The following is a 15,012-nucleotide window of genomic DNA, read 5'->3' as shown; positions in this document are numbered from 1 at the left end:
CTAAAACATGCTGCGCTGCGCCGCGCGCGCGTCGCCGAACAGGTCCAGCAGCAGCTTTTTAACCGGCGCCGGCAGCGGCGCGTCCGCCACCTTGTCGCCGTCCAGCCAGACGTGGCCCGCTTCCGCCGCCATCTGATGGCGGTGCGACAAGGTGATGCGACAGGGCACGATATGCAGCTTGTAGTGGGTGAAGACGTGCACGATCGGCAGCAGCAACTCCTGCGTCTCGATCTCGCCGAACGGCGCCACCGCGCGCTGCAAAGCCGGCTGGTCGATCAGGCGTGGCAGCTCGCCATCGCGCAGCACATGGCCATCGAGTTCCGGCAGCGACAATAAACCGCCCCAGATGCCGGCGCCGGGGCGCTGCTGCAGCAGCACCTGGCCGCCGTCGACGATCACCAGCATTACCGCATGCTTTTCCGGGCTGGTCTTTTTCGGCTTGCGCACAGGCAGCTCTTTGGTGCGGCCGGTGGCGTACGCCACGCAGCGCGGCTGCAGCGGGCAGCGGCCGCAATCGGGACTGCTGCGCGTGCACAGGGTGGCGCCCAGGTCCATCAGGCCTTGTGTGTACGATTCGATTCCCGTCTCCGGCAACAAGGCTACGGCGCGCCGCCACATGGCTTCCTCGACCTTTTTTTCACCGGGATAGGCATCGATGCCGAATACGCGCGCGAACACGCGCTTGACGTTGCCGTCCATGATGGCCGCCCGCGTGCCGCTGGAAAAGGCCGAGATGGCGGCCGCCGTCGAGCGGCCGATGCCGGGCAGGTCGGCCAGCAAGGCGGGGTCGCTGGGGAACACGCCGTCGTACTCATTGACCACGCGCTGCGCGCATTTGTGCAGGTTGCGCGCCCGCGTGTAGTAGCCCAGGCCGCTCCACTGCGCCATCACGTCTTCCACCGGTGCTTCGGCCAGCGAGCGCAGGGTAGGGAAGCGCGTCAGAAAGCGCGCGTAATAGGCCAGCACGGCGGCCACTTGCGTTTGCTGCAGCATGATTTCGGACAGCCAGATCAGGTAGGCGTCGCGCGTGTTCTGCCACGGCAGCGCATGGCGGCCATGCTGTTTTTGCCAGGCGATGACGGTGGCGGAAAAGGTGGGGTCGACGTAATCTTCAAAGGTTGCCGCGCCCGTTTCGGGCGACAGCGGATGCAGCAGACGTTTCATGCGGGGTTCCGGTAATGGTTCAGTATGGTTCAGGCGGCGATGGCCGCGCGCAGCGACTCAAGCAGTTGCGCCAGTTGCGCCTTGTCGCGTTCCAGCGCCGCCAGCGACGCTTCGAAGCCGGCGATTTTCTGTTCCAGGCTGTCGGTGGCGTCGTGGATGCGCTGGATCGAGGCCAGGCGCAGTTTCAGGTGTTCCTTGTATTCGACGATCTGCGCTTCGAGCGGCGCCATGATCACTTTCAGCCAGGCGCTGGCGTCGTCATTGGCGGCCGTGAAGCTGCGCCGCACGCGCGAGGCGATGGTGTCGAAGAATTTTTCCATCAGCACCACGCGGCTGGTGGTGAGCAGGGTGGCCGTGCCGAACTGCTTGTGATACACCGCTTCGATATCGTCGATCTCCTGGCGGTAGCGGGCCAGCGAGAACGGCATCGGCAGGGCCAGCGCCAGCCCATGTTCGGTGGCGAAGCGGCGGTACATCACCCCCATCATTTCGGTGATCTCGTTTGTTTTGCGTTCGGAGCGGTCGAGGTTCTGGCCGATGCGTTCAAAATACTGGCGCATGGCGTCGCGCAGGCCCGTGAAAAAGCGGCTGCGCTGCATCGCCAGGCGCACCGCGTCGATATCGTCGCGCACGATTTCCATGCCCAGGCTGGTGTACAGCTCGGTCGACAAGCGGGTAAACACGGCCCTGGTCGCCTGCAGCTTGAACAGGCTGCTGTCGAATTCCTTTTTCTCGATATCGATGCGGCGCATCATGTGGGCGATCACGCTCTGGTTCTTGCCGCGCAGGCTGTGCAGCTCGTGCAGCTGCTCGGCGATGCCGCGTGCGCGCGCGCCATATTGCACCTGCTGCGCGGCGAGGATCGCGTCGATGTCGAAGCCCAGCTGGTGCCGGATGATGTTCTTGCGGGCCGGGATCAGCTCATTGAACAGGGCCGCTTCCAGCGGCAGCAAGCGGCTTTTTTCCAGCAGCGCCGCGTCGTGGTTGATCTTGCCCACCAGCGCCTTTTGCGCCGAGACGGGAAACACCTGGCCGGCATCGAGCGCCAGCAGGTGCGCCACGCTGGCCTGCTGGCGCTCGATGGCCTGCGTCACCTCGACGTCGCCGCGCAGCTCGTCCCACATGCTGTCGATTTTATTGAGCACCACCAGGCGGCCACTGCCCCCATCGGCGCCGATATGGTTGCGCCACACTTCGATATCGCTGCGCGTGACGCCCGTGTCGGCCGCCAGGATGAACAGCACCGCATGCGCGTTCGGAATCAGGTTCAGCGTCAGTTCGGGTTCGGTGCCGATGGCGTTCAGGCCGGGCGTGTCGAGGATCACCAGGCCTTGCTTGAGCAGCGGATGCGGGAAGTTGATGATGGCGTGGCGCCACATCGAAATTTCCACCAGGCCGTCTTCATCGAGCATGGCCTGCGCGTCGGCGTCCTCCGCGTCGTACAGGCCGTAGCGCGCCGCTTCCTCCACGCTGACCTTGCGCGTCAGGCTTACTTGCCGGATGGCGTCCTGCATGTCGCCGCCCGCATCCAGGTTCAGCGGCAGCACCGTCCAGGCGCCGGGCAGCTCGCGGTAGTCGCTGGTCGACAGGTTCTGCGCCCGCGTTTCGATCGGCAGCAGGCGGATCGATGGTCCCCACGCAGGGTCGTACAGCAGCTCGGTCGGGCACATGGTGGTGCGGCCCGCGCCCGAGGGCAGGATGCGCTGGCCGTAGTCGGCAAAGAAAATGGCGTTGATCAGTTCGGATTTGCCGCGCGAGAATTCCGCCACGAAGGCGACCGACAGGCGGTCGTCCGCCAGGCGCGACACGCAACGCGCCAGGCGCAGCGCCGACGCGCCGTCGACCAGGCCGGCCGCTTGCGCCGCCTGCTGGTAGCCGCGCAATGCCGCCAGCACATCCTGGCGCCAGGCGCCGTATTGTTCCAGGTCCCTGACCATGCGCATATCCCTTATTTTTGACAGTGTACGCAATAAAACGTGGAGCGCTGTCCCTGCACGATTTGCCGGATCGGCGCGCCGCACACGCGGCAGGGCTTGCCGGTCCGGTTGTAGGTGAAATACGTCTGCTGGAAGTAGCCCGACTGGCCGTTCACGTTGATAAAGTCGCGCAAGGTGCTGCCGCCCTGGATGATGGCCTCGGCCAGCACGTCGCGGATCGCCTGCGCCAGTTTTTCGTAGCGCGCCAGGCCGATGCGCTTGGCCGGCGTCTTCGGATTGATGCCGGCGCGAAACAGGCTTTCGGAACAGTAGATATTGCCCACGCCGACCACGATATCACCGGCCAGCAGCACCTGCTTGATATTGGTGCCGCGGTTGCGCGTCTTTTCAAACAGCAACTGGCCTGTAAACGCGCCTTCGAGCGGCTCGACGCCGAGGCCGCGCAGCAGCGCGTGGGTGTCGAGCGGGCCGTCGGCCAGGTCATGCCACAGCACGGCGCCGAAGCGGCGCGGATCGGTCAGGCGCAGCACCTGCTCGCCGTCGTCACCGGACACCACCAGGTCGAAATGGTCGTGCTTGAGCGCTTCGGTGCCGGGCGGCAGCACGCGCAGATGGCCCGACATGCCCAGGTGAATGATCAGTGTGCCGTGCTGGAAGTGGATCAGCAGGTATTTGCCGCGCCGGCCCGTCAGGCCGATGGTCTGGCCCGACAGCTGTTCGCCGAGGGCGGCGGGGAAGGGCCAGCGCAGGCCATCGCGGCGCAGCACCACCGCGCGCACGGCGCGTCCTTCGATATGGGGCGCAACACCGCGCCGCGTGACTTCGACTTCTGGCAATTCTGGCATAGGACTCGCTGGTGAAAACGGATGGACTGGCTGGACTATGGCATGCCGGCTGACGGCATGAATATATTTCGTTACATGCGTGAAGTACGCAAAGCACGGGTTGGGCGTAGAATCAAACTTTGCCGTTCAGCCAGGATCAGCCTTTGAAAAACGCTTTCGCCATTGTAACCTTGTCCGCCCTGATGGCTACGCATGCCATGGCGCAAACGCCCGCCGTCCCCGTGGACGCCCCGGCCAGCCCCGCTGCGGCCGACGGCAAGCCGTCCACCTTGCCCAACGTCGACCTGAACAGCGAACTGCTGTACAAGCTGACCAAGGCGGAAATGGAATTCAAGAACGGCCAGTGGCAGGGGCCGTATGTGACCATGATGATGGCGGCCCAGCAGACGCGCGATCCGCGCCTGGCGCGCCGCGCGTCCGAAATGGCGCTGGCCGCCAAGCAGGGTGGCGAAGCGCTGGCGGCGATCCGCCTGTGGCGCGACCTGGCGCCGGAGTCGGACGAAGCGACCCAGTTTTTCCTCGGCTTCGTGGTGCTGACCGACAAAATCGAAGAAGCCGAGCCGATTTTTGCCCAGCGCATCGAAGCGGCGCCACCCGGTTCGCGCGGCGTGGCCCTGTTCCAGACCCAGCAGATCCTGGCCCGCGCCAACGACAAGCTGTATGCCTATTCCATGCTGGTGCGCCTGATGGAACCGTACCAGGACATGTTCGAAACGCATCTGGTGCTGTCGCAAGGCGCGCTGTCGATCGGCGAACGCGAACGCGCGATTGCCGAAGCCAACAAGGCCCTGCAGATGAAGCCGGCCTCCGAGCTGGCCGTGCTGACCCTGGCGCAAGTGAGCGGCGAGCCGCAGGCGGCCAACAAGGTGCTGGCGGATTTCCTCGATAAAAACCCGGACGCGGTGGAAGTGCGCGCCGCCTATGCGCGCCTGCTGGTCGAACAGAAGCAGCTGGAAGCGGCCCGCACGCAGTTCCTGGCCCTGCTCAAGACCCAGCCCGATCACGTGGCCGGCCTGTATGCGCTGGGCATCGTGTCCCTGCAGCTCGAAGACGCCAAGGGCGCCGAGCAGTATTTCAAGCGTTTCCTGGCCGTGCTCGACAAGAACCCCGGCGACGCGCGCGATCCGTTCAAGGCGTTAATGATACTGTCGCAGATCGCCGAGTCGCGCGGTGACGTGCCGGGCGCCATCGCCTGGCTGGACAAGGTCGACAGCCGGGAGTCGGCCGGCTACCTGGACGCCCGCTTGCGCCGCGCGCAGCTGATGGCCCGCGGCGGCAATCTCGACGGCGCGCGCAAGTCGCTGGCCGAAACCCAGGTCGACGACCCCGCCGCCCAGGGCCAGATCCTGCTGGTCGACGCGCAATTGCTGCGCGACGCCGGCTATGTGCAAAGCGCCTACACGGTGCTGGAAAACGCCCTGGTGCGCTTCCCCGACAATCCCGAACTGCTGTACGACTACGCCCTGCTGGCCGAGCGTCTCGACAAGCTCGAGCAGATGGAAGCGAGCCTGCGCCGCGTGATGCAAATCGCGCCCGACAACCAGCACGCCTACAACGCCCTGGGCTACTCGCTGGCCGAACGCAATATCCGCCTGCCCGAAGCGCTGTCGCTGATCGAACGGGCGCTGCAGATGGCGCCGGGCGACCCGTTCATCATGGACAGCATGGGCTGGGTGCAGTTCCGCATGGGTAACCTGGCCGCCGCCGAAGACGCCCTGCGCCGCGCCTACGCCGTGCGCCCCGACCCGGAAATCGCCGTCCACCTGGGCGAGGTGCTGTGGCAGAAGGGCGACAAGGACGCCGCGCAAACACTGTGGCGTGAAGCAAAAGCCAAGGATCCGAAAAACGATGCGCTGAAAAGCACCTTGGCGCGCTTGAATGTCAGTTTGTAATTAACTGGCTATCAGCAAAAATCCGGGGTCAGACCCGCCGGGACTCGGCGTCCCCGTCTGACCCCGGCCCTACGCTGCGATTTCCATATTACCCATGACAAAAAATCTCCTCCCCCTGACCACCCTCTGCCTGGCCCTGTCCGCCTGCACCACGCTGCCATTTTCGTCCGGCCAGCCGCCTTCGTCGCAGGCCGTCGCCCCCTACCGCGAACAGCTCGACCTGGCCGGCCGCCTGAACGTGGTCTACCAGAAAGATGACAAGCCCGAATCGGCCACCGTCAATTTCACCTGGCAGCAACAAGCCGAACGCACCGATGTGACGCTGTTTTCGCCGGTCGGCAGCACCCTGGCGACGATAGCCGTCACGCCGCAGGAAGCGGTGCTTGAGCAAAGCGGCAAGCCGCCGCGCAGCGCGCCGGACGTCGATACCCTGAGCGCGCGCCTGCTGGGCTGGTCGCTGCCCGTATCGGGCCTGCGCGACTGGCTGCAAGGCTATGCGACGGCTGCCGACGGCAAGCGCTTTGCGGCGTCGCCCCAGAACGACAGCGTCACCACCCAAGACGGCTGGCGCCTGCGCTATGTGTCGTGGCAAGATGCGGCTGCCCCTGGCGCCGTGCCGCAGCCACGCCGTATCGATGCCGAGCGCAATGCCAGCGCCCAGGCCGACGCCGTCTCGCTGCGCATCGTGCTCGATCCCGTTTCTCCTGCTGCCACACCATGACACTGACGACTCTCAATAACTGCCCGGCGCCCGCCAAGCTCAATCTTTTCCTGCATGTGAACGGCCGCCGCGACGACGGCTATCACCTGCTGCAAACCGTGTTCCAGCTGGTCGACCATGGCGATACCCTGCATTTCGCGCTGCGCGATGATGAACAGATCTTGCGCGTCACCGACTTGCCGGGCGTGCCGGAAGAACAGGACCTGATCATCCGCGCGGCCAGGCTGCTGCAGGCCGAAGTCGTGCGCCGCACGGGGTCCATGCCGCGTGGCGTCGATATCGCCATCGACAAGGTGCTGCCGATGGGCGGCGGCCTGGGTGGCGGTTCGTCCGACGCGGCCACCGCGCTGATGGCATTGAACCGCCTGTGGCAGGGCGGTTTGACGCGCGAGGAACTGATGGCGCTGGGCCTGCCGCTGGGCGCCGACATCCCGTTTTTTATCTTTGGCGAGAACGCCTTTGCCGAAGGCGTGGGCGAGGACATGCAAGCCGTCAGCACGCCCGATTGCTGGTATGTGGTGATCGAGCCTGGCGTGCAAGTACCGACCGCGGCAATTTTTTGCGCGGAAGGCTTGACGAGGAATACCGAAGCCGTCACAATAGCGGACTTTTCCAGGCACCTCGCAGAAAGCAGCAGCGCGAACGGGTTTGGAAAAAATGACTTACAGCAAGTAGCATGCAGTCTTTTCAAGCCGGTAGCAGATGCGGTAGAATGGCTGGGTGCTTACGGTGAGGCCAGGATGACTGGTTCCGGTGCTTGTGTGTTTGGCGCGTTTTCCACTGAGGAAGAAGCAGATGAAGTGCTCAGCAATGTGCCTTCGGTCTGGTCGGCCTGGAAAGCAAAAGCGTTGAGCCACCATCCGCTGCTCACGATGTTGTAAGCAGCAAAAAAAGATTTTGCTTAGCTTCAAAAAGTCGGTATAATACCGGCCAACATGACAGCAAGCAGTCAGTTGCGTAGGGGAGTCGCCAAGTTGGTTAAGGCACTGGATTTTGATTCCAGCATGCGAAGGTTCGAATCCTTCTTCCCCTGCCACCCGTTTCACCGTAGTCTGTCGATGCGAAGTTGGCGTCCAGTACGGGAAGCAAGCCGTTAAGCGGCACATGCATAACACAGACTGACCGGGCCTATGCCCGGTTAGTTCTTTTCAAGACTTCTATATCACCTCTTGGGACTCCCATGGCTTACGAAAACCTGATGGTTTTTACCGGCAACGCGAATCCAGCGTTGGCAGAGGGGGTCGCAAAAAATCTCGGCATCCCTCTCGGTAAAGCAAACGTTTCGAAATTCTCCGACGGCGAAGTAATGGTCGAGATTAACGAAAACGTTCGCGGCAAGGATGTTTTTGTTTTGCAATCCACCTGCGCCCCGACCAACGACAGCCTGATGGAAATCATCCTGATGGTCGACGCCCTGAAACGCGCATCGGCCGGCCGCATCACCGCAGCGATTCCGTATTTTGGTTATGCCCGCCAGGACCGCCGTCCACGCTCCGCGCGTGTGGCCATTTCCGCCAAGGTGGTCGCCAATATGCTGGAAAAAGCCGGTGTCGAGCGCGTCCTGATCATGGACTTGCACGCCGACCAGATTCAGGGCTTCTTCGATATTCCAGTCGACAATATCTACGCCTCGCCGATCCTGCTGGGCGATCTGCAAAAGAAAAATTACCAGGACCTGCTGGTGGTCTCGCCGGACGTCGGCGGTGTGGTACGTGCGCGCGCCCTGGCCAAACGCCTGGGCTGCGACCTGGCCATCATCGACAAGCGCCGTCCTAAGGCGAACGTGTCCGAAGTGATGAACATTATCGGTGAAGTCGAAGGCCGCAACTGCGTGATCATGGATGACATGGTCGACACCGCAGGCACGCTGACCAAGGCCGCCGAAGTGCTCAAGGAGCGCGGCGCCAAGAAAGTGGTGGCGTATTGCACGCACGCGGTGCTGTCCGGCCCGGCGATCGACCGTATTTCGGCCTCGTCGCTCGATGAGCTGGTCGTTACCGACACGATCCCCCTGTCCGAAGCGGCCCTGGCCTGCGGCAAGATCCGTCAACTGACGTGCGCGCCGCTGCTGGCCGAGACGTTCAAGCGCATCATCAAGGGTGATTCGGTCATCTCGCTGTTTATCGACTGATTCGAGCAACAGCAACAGACGTAAAAAAGAACGTAACATCGGCGGCGCGACCGGTTTTCGAACCGGCCGCGCCGCTGCTTTAGTGGTTTTCGGGGTGCATCCGCACCCATTTCTCGAAGTCTCCTGGTCGCGGGAGTCTTCATCACACAAGACGTGAGTCTTGTTTTATTTGGAGTTTCACATGAAAGTTATCGCATTCAAACGCGAATTGCAAGGTTCCGGAGCGAGCCGCCGCCTGCGCATTTCCGGCCAGACCCCTGGTATCGTCTACGGCGGCACCGAAGCCCCGATCCTGATCTCGCTGGACCACAACGCGCTGTACCACGCGCTGAAAAAAGAAGTGTTCCACTCGTCGATCCTGGAACTGGAAATCGACGGCGTTTCCCAGCAAGTGCTGCTGCGCGACTTCCAAGTCCACGCATACAAACAACTGGTTCTGCACGCTGACTTCCAGCGCGTTGACTCCAAGCAAGCTATCCACGTGAAAGTGGCGCTGCACTTCGAAAACGCCGACGTTTCGCCAGCAGTCAAACTGCACGGCGCGACCATCAGCCACGTTGCCAACGAAATCGAAGTTTCGTGCCTGCCAGGCCAACTGCCAGAATTCATCACCGTTGACCTGTCGAACATCGACGTCGGTCACTCGCTGCACGTGAGCGACCTGGTCCTGCCAGCTGGCGTGACCGTAGTCGGCCACGGCGCTGACCAGACCATCGCTACCGCATCGGTACCGGCTGGCGCGGTTGCCGCTGAAGCCGAAGCTGCTGCTGCTGAAGCCGACAAGAAGTAATTGTGCCGCCGCCGCAAGGCGGTAGTCGCAAGGAAAAACCCGCCTGGCTCGCTCCGGCGGGTTTTTTTCTGCCTGTTTTCAACGATAATCGTTCTTTTTACTGCAGACATCGCCATGCCCATACGCCTGATCGTCGGCCTCGGCAACCCGGGACCCGAATACGAACAAACGCGCCACAATGCCGGCTTCTGGCTGGTCGACAACCTGGCCAACAGCCTGCCCGGCACGCGCTTGCAGCGCGATTCGCGCTATAACGCCATGCTGGCCAAGACCTCGATCAGCGGCCAGGACGTGTGGCTGCTGGAACCGTTGACCTTCATGAACCGCTCCGGCCAGTCGGTCGGCGCGCTGGCGCGCTTTTTCAAGATCGCCGCCGATGAAGTGCTGGTGGTGCACGATGAGCTGGACCTGATGCCCGGCATCGCGCGCCTGAAAAAAGGCGGTTCGGCCGGCGGCCACAATGGCCTGAAAGACATCACGGCCGCGCTGGGCACCCAGGATTACTGGCGTTTGCGCCTCGGCATCGGCCATCCGCGCAGCCTGAGCCTGCAGCAGCAGGTGGCGGACTTCGTGCTGCACCGCCCGCGCCGCGAAGACCAGGAGCTGATCGAGCAGGCGATCGACAAATCCTTGCTGGTGATGCCGCAGATCGTCGACGGCAAGTTCGAGGCGGCCACCATGAAGCTGCATACGGCCTGATGTTGTTGCCACGTGGCAGCTGTGCGGCAAGCCGGAGCGGCAAAGCTGTTGCCGCGCAGCGGGCAGGGGTACAATGACGTCCTGAATGTCGTTGTCCAGAGTACCGGAATCGTCGCACGACCACCATTTTTCCTAACAGCACCGCCAGCACGCCAATCGACGGCTGCTTTGTTCGCTGTGCTTTGATAATTAAAGGTTTTTCATGAGTCTCCAATGCGGTATCGTCGGCTTGCCGAACGTCGGCAAATCCACCCTGTTCAATGCGCTGACGAAAGCCGGCATTCCGGCTGAAAACTATCCTTTCTGCACCATCGAGCCGAACGTCGGCGTGGTCGAAGTACCGGACCCGCGCATGGATGCGCTGGCCGCCATCGTCAAGCCGGAACGCATGGTCAATGCCATCGTCGAGTTCGTCGACATCGCCGGCCTGGTGGCTGGCGCGTCGAAAGGCGAGGGCCTGGGCAACCAGTTCCTGTCGCACATCCGCGAAACGGACGCCATCGTCAACGTCGTGCGCTGCTTCGAAGATGACAACGTGATCCACGTGGCCGGCAAGATCAATCCGCTCGACGATATCGAAGTCATCCAGACCGAACTGGCGCTGGCCGACATGGGCACCGTGGAAAAAGCGATCCACCGCGAAAACAAGAAAGCCCGCTCGGGCGACAAGGACGCGGCCAAGCTGCTGGCCATCATGGAACGCATGATGCCTTACCTGAACGACGCCAAACCGGTGCGCGCGATGGGCCTGGACGCCGACGAAATGCTGCTGATCAAGCCGCTATGCCTGATCACCGCCAAGCCGGCCATGTTTGTCGCCAACGTCTCGGACAGCGGTTTCACCGACAACCCGCTGCTGGACCAGCTGACCGCCTACGCCAAGTCGCAGAACGCCCCGATCGTCGCCATCTGCGCCTCGATGGAAGCGGAAATCGCCGACCTGGACGCCGCCGACAAGGGCGCCTTCCTGGCCGACATGGGCATGGAAGAGCCAGGCCTGGACCGCCTGATCCGCGCCGCCTACAAGCTGCTGGGCCTGCAAACCTACTTCACCGCCGGCGTCAAGGAAGTGCGCGCCTGGACGATTCCGGTCGGCGCCACCGGCCCGCAAGCGGCCGGCGTGATCCACACCGACTTCGAACGCGGCTTCATCCGCGCGCAAACCATCGCCTATGACGACTTCATCACCTACAAGGGTGAAGCCGGCGCCAAGGAAGCAGGCAAGATGCGCGCCGAGGGCAAGGAATATGTGGTCAAGGATGGCGATGTGCTGAACTTCCTGTTCAACGTGTAAGGCTCGTGCCGGGCACTTGCCCGGCGCCGCCAGCTGCTTTTCGATGCCTGCCCGCGCCTTGCGCCGGCAGGCATTGTCATATCTGGATGACACGGTTCCGCGGAATACGGGCTGTTGTACGGAGCGGGCACATGATCGCCGATGGGTTTATAGTCAATCAGCACGCAACTGATACTCGCGCCTTTACCGATCGCTGACACGCCGCCTTGCGCGGCCAGGAGAACCATGATGACGAATGCTGATACCGATACCGACATTGCCGGACTGTCGTCCGCCGAACACGCCACTGGCAACCTTGAAGCCAGAGTGACCCTGGTCGAATATGGCGACTTCGAATGTCCGCGCTGCGCGCAGGCGGAACCCTTGACGCGCCACCTGGTCGAGACCTATGGCGACCGGTTGCGCTTTGTCTTTCGCCATTTTCCCGACAGCGCCGCCCATCCGCATGCGGAACTGGCGGCCGAAGCGTCCGAGGCGGCAGCCGCGCAAGGCAAGTTCTGGCAGATGCATGGTGCGCTGTTTCGCCAGCCCCAGCATCTGAAGGAAGCCGCGCTGACCCGCTACGCCGAGGAAATCGAGCTCGACATGACGCGCTACCATGCCGACATGAACGACCATCTGTACCTGCAGCGCGTGCGCGAGCACCATGCGGCCGCCGTACAGCTGGGCCTGCGTGGCACGCCGAGCTTTTTCCTCAATGACCAGCCGGTCGATGTGTCGTTCGGGCTTGAACATCTGGAGCAGGCGGTGCGCGCCGCACTGGGCGAGCACTGAAAGAAACTTGCATTGATGGCTGAAGATGACTAGACTAACTGAACTTAGTTTGATTGGAGTTCAGTATGTTAACAGTCAATATATACGAGGCCAAAACGCATTTGTCCAGACTCATCGAACAGGCAGCCAATGGCGAGTCTTTCATTATCGCAAAGGCAGGCCGGCCCTTGGTCAAGGTCATGGCACTCGATGCGCCAGCGGCGGGCCAGAAGAAGCGGCTGGGTTTTCTTGCCGGCCAGATCACCGTGCCGGATGATTTCGACACGATGGGAAGCGTGGAAATTGCCGCGCTGTTCGGTGGTGATGCGTGAAGTTGTTGCTCGACACGCACTTGCTGCTATGGGCGGCAGGCGATCCAGGCCGCATGAGTCCCGTTGCGCTGGCCTTGATCGAAGACGCGGGCAATGAGCTGTTTTTCAGCGCCGCCAGTCTGTGGGAAATCTCGATCAAACACGGCCTGGGCCGTGTCGACTTTCAGGCTGATCCGCGGGTATTGCGCCGCGCGCTGCTGGACAATGGCTACAGCGAGTTACCCATCATTAGTGAGCACGCCGTCGCCATCGAGGGCTTGCCGCCTATCCATAAAGACCCGTTCGATCGGATGCTGGTAGCTCAGGCAACGGTCGAAGGCATCACCTTGCTGACGGCTGACGCCTTGCTTGCGCAATATCCAGGACCAGTGCGCAGGGTATGAACCATCCGCATCATTTTGCGCATCAGTTCGCCGGCGATGCCACGCCGATGCATCCAGTGTTTTTCAGGCGCAAAAAAAACCTCGCAGTCGGCGAGGTTTTTTTGTTTCTGGCGTATTGGGCAGGTTATGGCGCCGCCGTCAGGCTGAGCGCCGTGTCGAGCGCTTCCATGAATTCGGGTACGTTGATGGGCTTGGTCAGGTAGCGCAGGAAGCCGGCGTCGAGGCCTTTGCGCACGTCGCGCGGCAGGGCGTTGGCCGACAGGGCGATGACGGGGATGTGCGCCGTCAGCGGATCGACGCGCAGCAAGCCCAGCACTTCGGTGCCGCTGATGCCGGGCAGGTTGATGTCCATCAGGATCAGGTCGGGCTGGTGCTGGCGCGCCAGCGCGATGCCGAGGTGGCCATCGACGGCGCTGAGCATGCCCAGGTCGCTGCGGCGGGCGATCAATTGCTCGACCAGGATCAGGTTGGCCGGATTGTCTTCCACGTACAGCACCTTGCGGCGCGGCGCATCGAGCGGCGCGTCAGCCGATGGCTCCCGGCCCATATTCCCGGCATGCTCGCCGAGCTGCAGTTCGGGCGCCGATGAGGCTGCCAGTTCGATCCAGAACAGCGTGCCGACTCCGACCTCGCTCTCCACCCCCAGCGTGCCGCCCATCAGCTCCACCAGTTGCTTGGTGACCACCAGGCCGATGCCGGTGCCTTCCTCGGTGCCGGCTTCCTGGCCCAGCCGGTTAAACGGCTGGAATAATTGTTGCAGTTGCTCGGCGCTCAGGCCATTGCCCGTGTCGCGCACGCTCAGGCGCACCCGTTCGCCATGCTGTTGGCATTCCACTAGCACGCTGCCGCCGCTGCGGTTGTATTTGATCGCGTTCGACAGCAGGTTGATGACCACCTGTTTGACCCGCGTCAGGTCGGCATGCACGTAGAACGGCTGGGCGAGCGAGGGGAAGGTCAGCGTGATGTGGCGCTTTTGCGCCTGCGGCGTGATCATCGCGCGGCAGTCGCGCAAGACCTCGGTGAGCGCCATCGCTTCGCGCGACATGGCGACCCGGCCCGATTCGATCATCGACAGGTCGAGAATTTCATTGATCAAACGCAGCAGATACCAGCCGCCATTGAGAATCTGGTCCAGCGAGCGTTGCTGTGAGGCGCTGGGCGGCGGCGTGTCCGACGCCATCAGCTGGGCAAAGCCCAACACCGCGTTGAGCGGCGTGCGCAATTCATGGCTCATGCTCGACAGAAACTCCGATTTGGCGCGGTTGGCCTTGTCCGCTTGCGCGCGCGCGTTTTCCAGCTCGACGCTATTGTCGCTCAGCACGCGATTGAGCAGCTCGCGCTCCTGTTCCGCATGCTTGCGCACGGTATTGTCGGTGCCGATCAGCAGATAGCCGATGATGGCGTCGTCCGCATCGCGCAGCGCCGTGACCGAGACGATCGCCGGGAAGCGGCTGCCATCCTTGCGCACATAGGTCAGCTCATAACTGTCTTCGATACCGCGCGACGCCTTGTAGACCAGTGCCTCAAAGCCGGGGGTGATCGGGGTATCGAGTTCCAGCGAGAGGGCCGCGGCGCGGGCGATGACCTCGGCCGGATCGGAAATGCCGGCCGGTGTGATCCGGTCGATCACATCGCTGGCCTGGTAGCCCAGCATGCGCTCAGCGCCGACATTGAATAGCTGGATCACACCCTGCGCATCGGTGGCGATGCAGGAAAAATAAGGACTGCTGAAGATGGCTTCTTGCAATACACCCGTTTTCAGGAGCGCAGGCTGGGCTGCGCGCGCGGCGGCGCCGGCACGGTAGATGTCGTTCATGCTTACTGCCCTTGGTTCGCAACGGCCGTCTCTGATGAGATAGGGCAGGCTGCACATTATTGAGCGACAGGCGCTATGGTCTCTTCAAAAAGACGCTGCTGTCTGTGTTGCTAAACCACACGACAGCAGCCATTTTAACAAACTTCATGCCAGCCGCGCGCCACGCACGGCCGTACAGGGCGCCTGGCGCCGCCTTCGCCGTCTTCTTCCTCGGCACGCTAAAAAACCCTATGTGCGGTAACCGGCAGATATGAA

At 62.6% G+C, this 15,012-nt stretch carries 14 protein-coding genes and 1 tRNA gene; 11 read left to right on the top strand and 4 right to left on the bottom strand.

Going from position 1 to position 15,012, the window contains the following annotated elements:
* From mutY to mutM, 3 genes are read right to left on the bottom strand one after another with little or no spacing between them, the layout of a single operon-like run.
* Complete coding sequence (gene mutY, locus ACP7B7_RS03580; protein ID WP_308923576.1) at positions 1–1,164, bottom strand: A/G-specific adenine glycosylase; 1,164 nt, start codon at positions 1,162–1,164, stop codon at positions 1–3.
* Positions 1,165–1,193: 29 nt separating this feature from the next.
* Positions 1,194–3,101: a dynamin family protein gene (locus tag ACP7B7_RS03575; protein WP_426075767.1), complete on the bottom strand. Its 1,908-nt coding sequence runs from the start codon at positions 3,099–3,101 to the stop codon at positions 1,194–1,196.
* Between the two features lie 11 nt (positions 3,102–3,112).
* Positions 3,113–3,946 carry a bifunctional DNA-formamidopyrimidine glycosylase/DNA-(apurinic or apyrimidinic site) lyase gene (mutM, locus tag ACP7B7_RS03570; RefSeq protein ID WP_426075766.1) on the bottom strand — a complete coding sequence of 278 codons (834 nt, stop codon included), beginning with the start codon at positions 3,944–3,946 and terminating at the stop codon, positions 3,113–3,115.
* Positions 3,947–4,089: 143 nt separating this feature from the next.
* On the opposite strand from mutM, the gene ACP7B7_RS03565 reads away from it, so the two are divergent.
* From ACP7B7_RS03565 to ACP7B7_RS03515, 11 genes are all read left to right on the top strand, one after another.
* Positions 4,090–5,838, top strand: a complete 1,749-nt coding sequence (locus tag ACP7B7_RS03565; RefSeq protein WP_308923579.1) for a tetratricopeptide repeat protein — start codon at positions 4,090–4,092, stop codon at positions 5,836–5,838.
* A 94-nt stretch (positions 5,839–5,932) separates the two neighbouring features.
* The gene (locus ACP7B7_RS03560; protein WP_308923580.1) at positions 5,933–6,559 is read left to right on the top strand and encodes an outer membrane lipoprotein LolB; all 627 of its coding nucleotides are present in this window, start codon (positions 5,933–5,935) and stop codon (positions 6,557–6,559) included.
* Positions 6,556–7,440, top strand: a complete 885-nt coding sequence (gene ispE / locus ACP7B7_RS03555; RefSeq protein WP_308923581.1) for a 4-(cytidine 5'-diphospho)-2-C-methyl-D-erythritol kinase — start codon at positions 6,556–6,558, stop codon at positions 7,438–7,440. The genes ACP7B7_RS03560 and ispE overlap by 4 nt, the downstream gene beginning before the upstream one ends.
* A gap of 78 nt (positions 7,441–7,518) precedes the next feature.
* Positions 7,519–7,595: transfer RNA gene (locus ACP7B7_RS03550), tRNA-Gln, on the top strand.
* A 144-nt stretch (positions 7,596–7,739) separates the two neighbouring features.
* Positions 7,740–8,690, top strand: a complete 951-nt coding sequence (locus ACP7B7_RS03545) for a ribose-phosphate pyrophosphokinase (protein ID WP_065310113.1) — start codon at positions 7,740–7,742, stop codon at positions 8,688–8,690.
* A 181-nt stretch (positions 8,691–8,871) separates the two neighbouring features.
* The gene (locus tag ACP7B7_RS03540; protein WP_426075765.1) at positions 8,872–9,480 is read left to right on the top strand and encodes a 50S ribosomal protein L25/general stress protein Ctc; all 609 of its coding nucleotides are present in this window, start codon (positions 8,872–8,874) and stop codon (positions 9,478–9,480) included.
* A 114-nt stretch (positions 9,481–9,594) separates the two neighbouring features.
* Positions 9,595–10,179, top strand: a complete 585-nt coding sequence (pth, locus tag ACP7B7_RS03535; protein ID WP_426075764.1) for an aminoacyl-tRNA hydrolase — start codon at positions 9,595–9,597, stop codon at positions 10,177–10,179.
* Between the two features lie 202 nt (positions 10,180–10,381).
* Positions 10,382–11,473 (top strand): redox-regulated ATPase YchF, encoded by a 1,092-nt coding sequence (ychF, locus tag ACP7B7_RS03530; RefSeq protein ID WP_308923584.1) that lies wholly within the window; start codon positions 10,382–10,384, stop codon positions 11,471–11,473.
* Positions 11,474–11,698: 225 nt separating this feature from the next.
* Positions 11,699–12,247, top strand: coding sequence for a DsbA family protein (locus ACP7B7_RS03525; RefSeq protein ID WP_426075763.1), 549 nt, complete (start codon positions 11,699–11,701; stop codon positions 12,245–12,247).
* A gap of 65 nt (positions 12,248–12,312) precedes the next feature.
* The gene (locus ACP7B7_RS03520; RefSeq protein ID WP_426075762.1) at positions 12,313–12,558 is read left to right on the top strand and encodes a type II toxin-antitoxin system Phd/YefM family antitoxin; all 246 of its coding nucleotides are present in this window, start codon (positions 12,313–12,315) and stop codon (positions 12,556–12,558) included.
* Positions 12,555–12,941, top strand: coding sequence for a type II toxin-antitoxin system VapC family toxin (locus tag ACP7B7_RS03515; protein WP_094442989.1), 387 nt, complete (start codon positions 12,555–12,557; stop codon positions 12,939–12,941). The genes ACP7B7_RS03520 and ACP7B7_RS03515 overlap by 4 nt, the downstream gene beginning before the upstream one ends.
* A gap of 124 nt (positions 12,942–13,065) precedes the next feature.
* On the opposite strand, the gene ACP7B7_RS03510 is transcribed toward ACP7B7_RS03515, so the two are convergent.
* Complete coding sequence (locus tag ACP7B7_RS03510; RefSeq protein ID WP_426075761.1) at positions 13,066–14,757, bottom strand: PAS domain-containing hybrid sensor histidine kinase/response regulator; 1,692 nt, start codon at positions 14,755–14,757, stop codon at positions 13,066–13,068.
* Positions 14,758–15,012 lie beyond the last annotated feature (255 nt).

Source organism: Janthinobacterium sp. PSPC3-1, assembly GCF_049896105.1.
Taxonomy (GTDB): domain Bacteria; phylum Pseudomonadota; class Gammaproteobacteria; order Burkholderiales; family Burkholderiaceae_D; genus Janthinobacterium.
This window is presented reverse-complemented; position numbering and strand designations above follow the sequence as displayed.

Excerpts from the sequence above, each read along its gene's own strand:
- mutY (WP_308923576.1), bottom strand. The coding sequence starts at position 1,164 with ATGAAACGTCTGCTGCATCCGCTGTCGCCCGAAACGGGCGCGGCAACC.
- ACP7B7_RS03575 (WP_426075767.1), bottom strand. The coding sequence starts at position 3,101 with ATGGTCAGGGACCTGGAACAATACGGCGCCTGGCGCCAGGATGTGCTG.
- mutM (WP_426075766.1), bottom strand. The coding sequence starts at position 3,946 with ATGCCAGAATTGCCAGAAGTCGAAGTCACGCGGCGCGGTGTTGCGCCC.
- ACP7B7_RS03560 (WP_308923580.1), top strand. The coding sequence starts at position 5,933 with ATGACAAAAAATCTCCTCCCCCTGACCACCCTCTGCCTGGCCCTGTCC.
- ispE (WP_308923581.1), top strand. The coding sequence starts at position 6,556 with ATGACACTGACGACTCTCAATAACTGCCCGGCGCCCGCCAAGCTCAAT.
- ACP7B7_RS03545 (WP_065310113.1), top strand. The coding sequence starts at position 7,740 with ATGGCTTACGAAAACCTGATGGTTTTTACCGGCAACGCGAATCCAGCG.
- ACP7B7_RS03540 (WP_426075765.1), top strand. The coding sequence starts at position 8,872 with ATGAAAGTTATCGCATTCAAACGCGAATTGCAAGGTTCCGGAGCGAGC.
- pth (WP_426075764.1), top strand. The coding sequence starts at position 9,595 with ATGCCCATACGCCTGATCGTCGGCCTCGGCAACCCGGGACCCGAATAC.
- ychF (WP_308923584.1), top strand. The coding sequence starts at position 10,382 with ATGAGTCTCCAATGCGGTATCGTCGGCTTGCCGAACGTCGGCAAATCC.
- ACP7B7_RS03525 (WP_426075763.1), top strand. The coding sequence starts at position 11,699 with ATGATGACGAATGCTGATACCGATACCGACATTGCCGGACTGTCGTCC.
- ACP7B7_RS03520 (WP_426075762.1), top strand. The coding sequence starts at position 12,313 with ATGTTAACAGTCAATATATACGAGGCCAAAACGCATTTGTCCAGACTC.
- ACP7B7_RS03510 (WP_426075761.1), bottom strand. The coding sequence starts at position 14,757 with ATGAACGACATCTACCGTGCCGGCGCCGCCGCGCGCGCAGCCCAGCCT.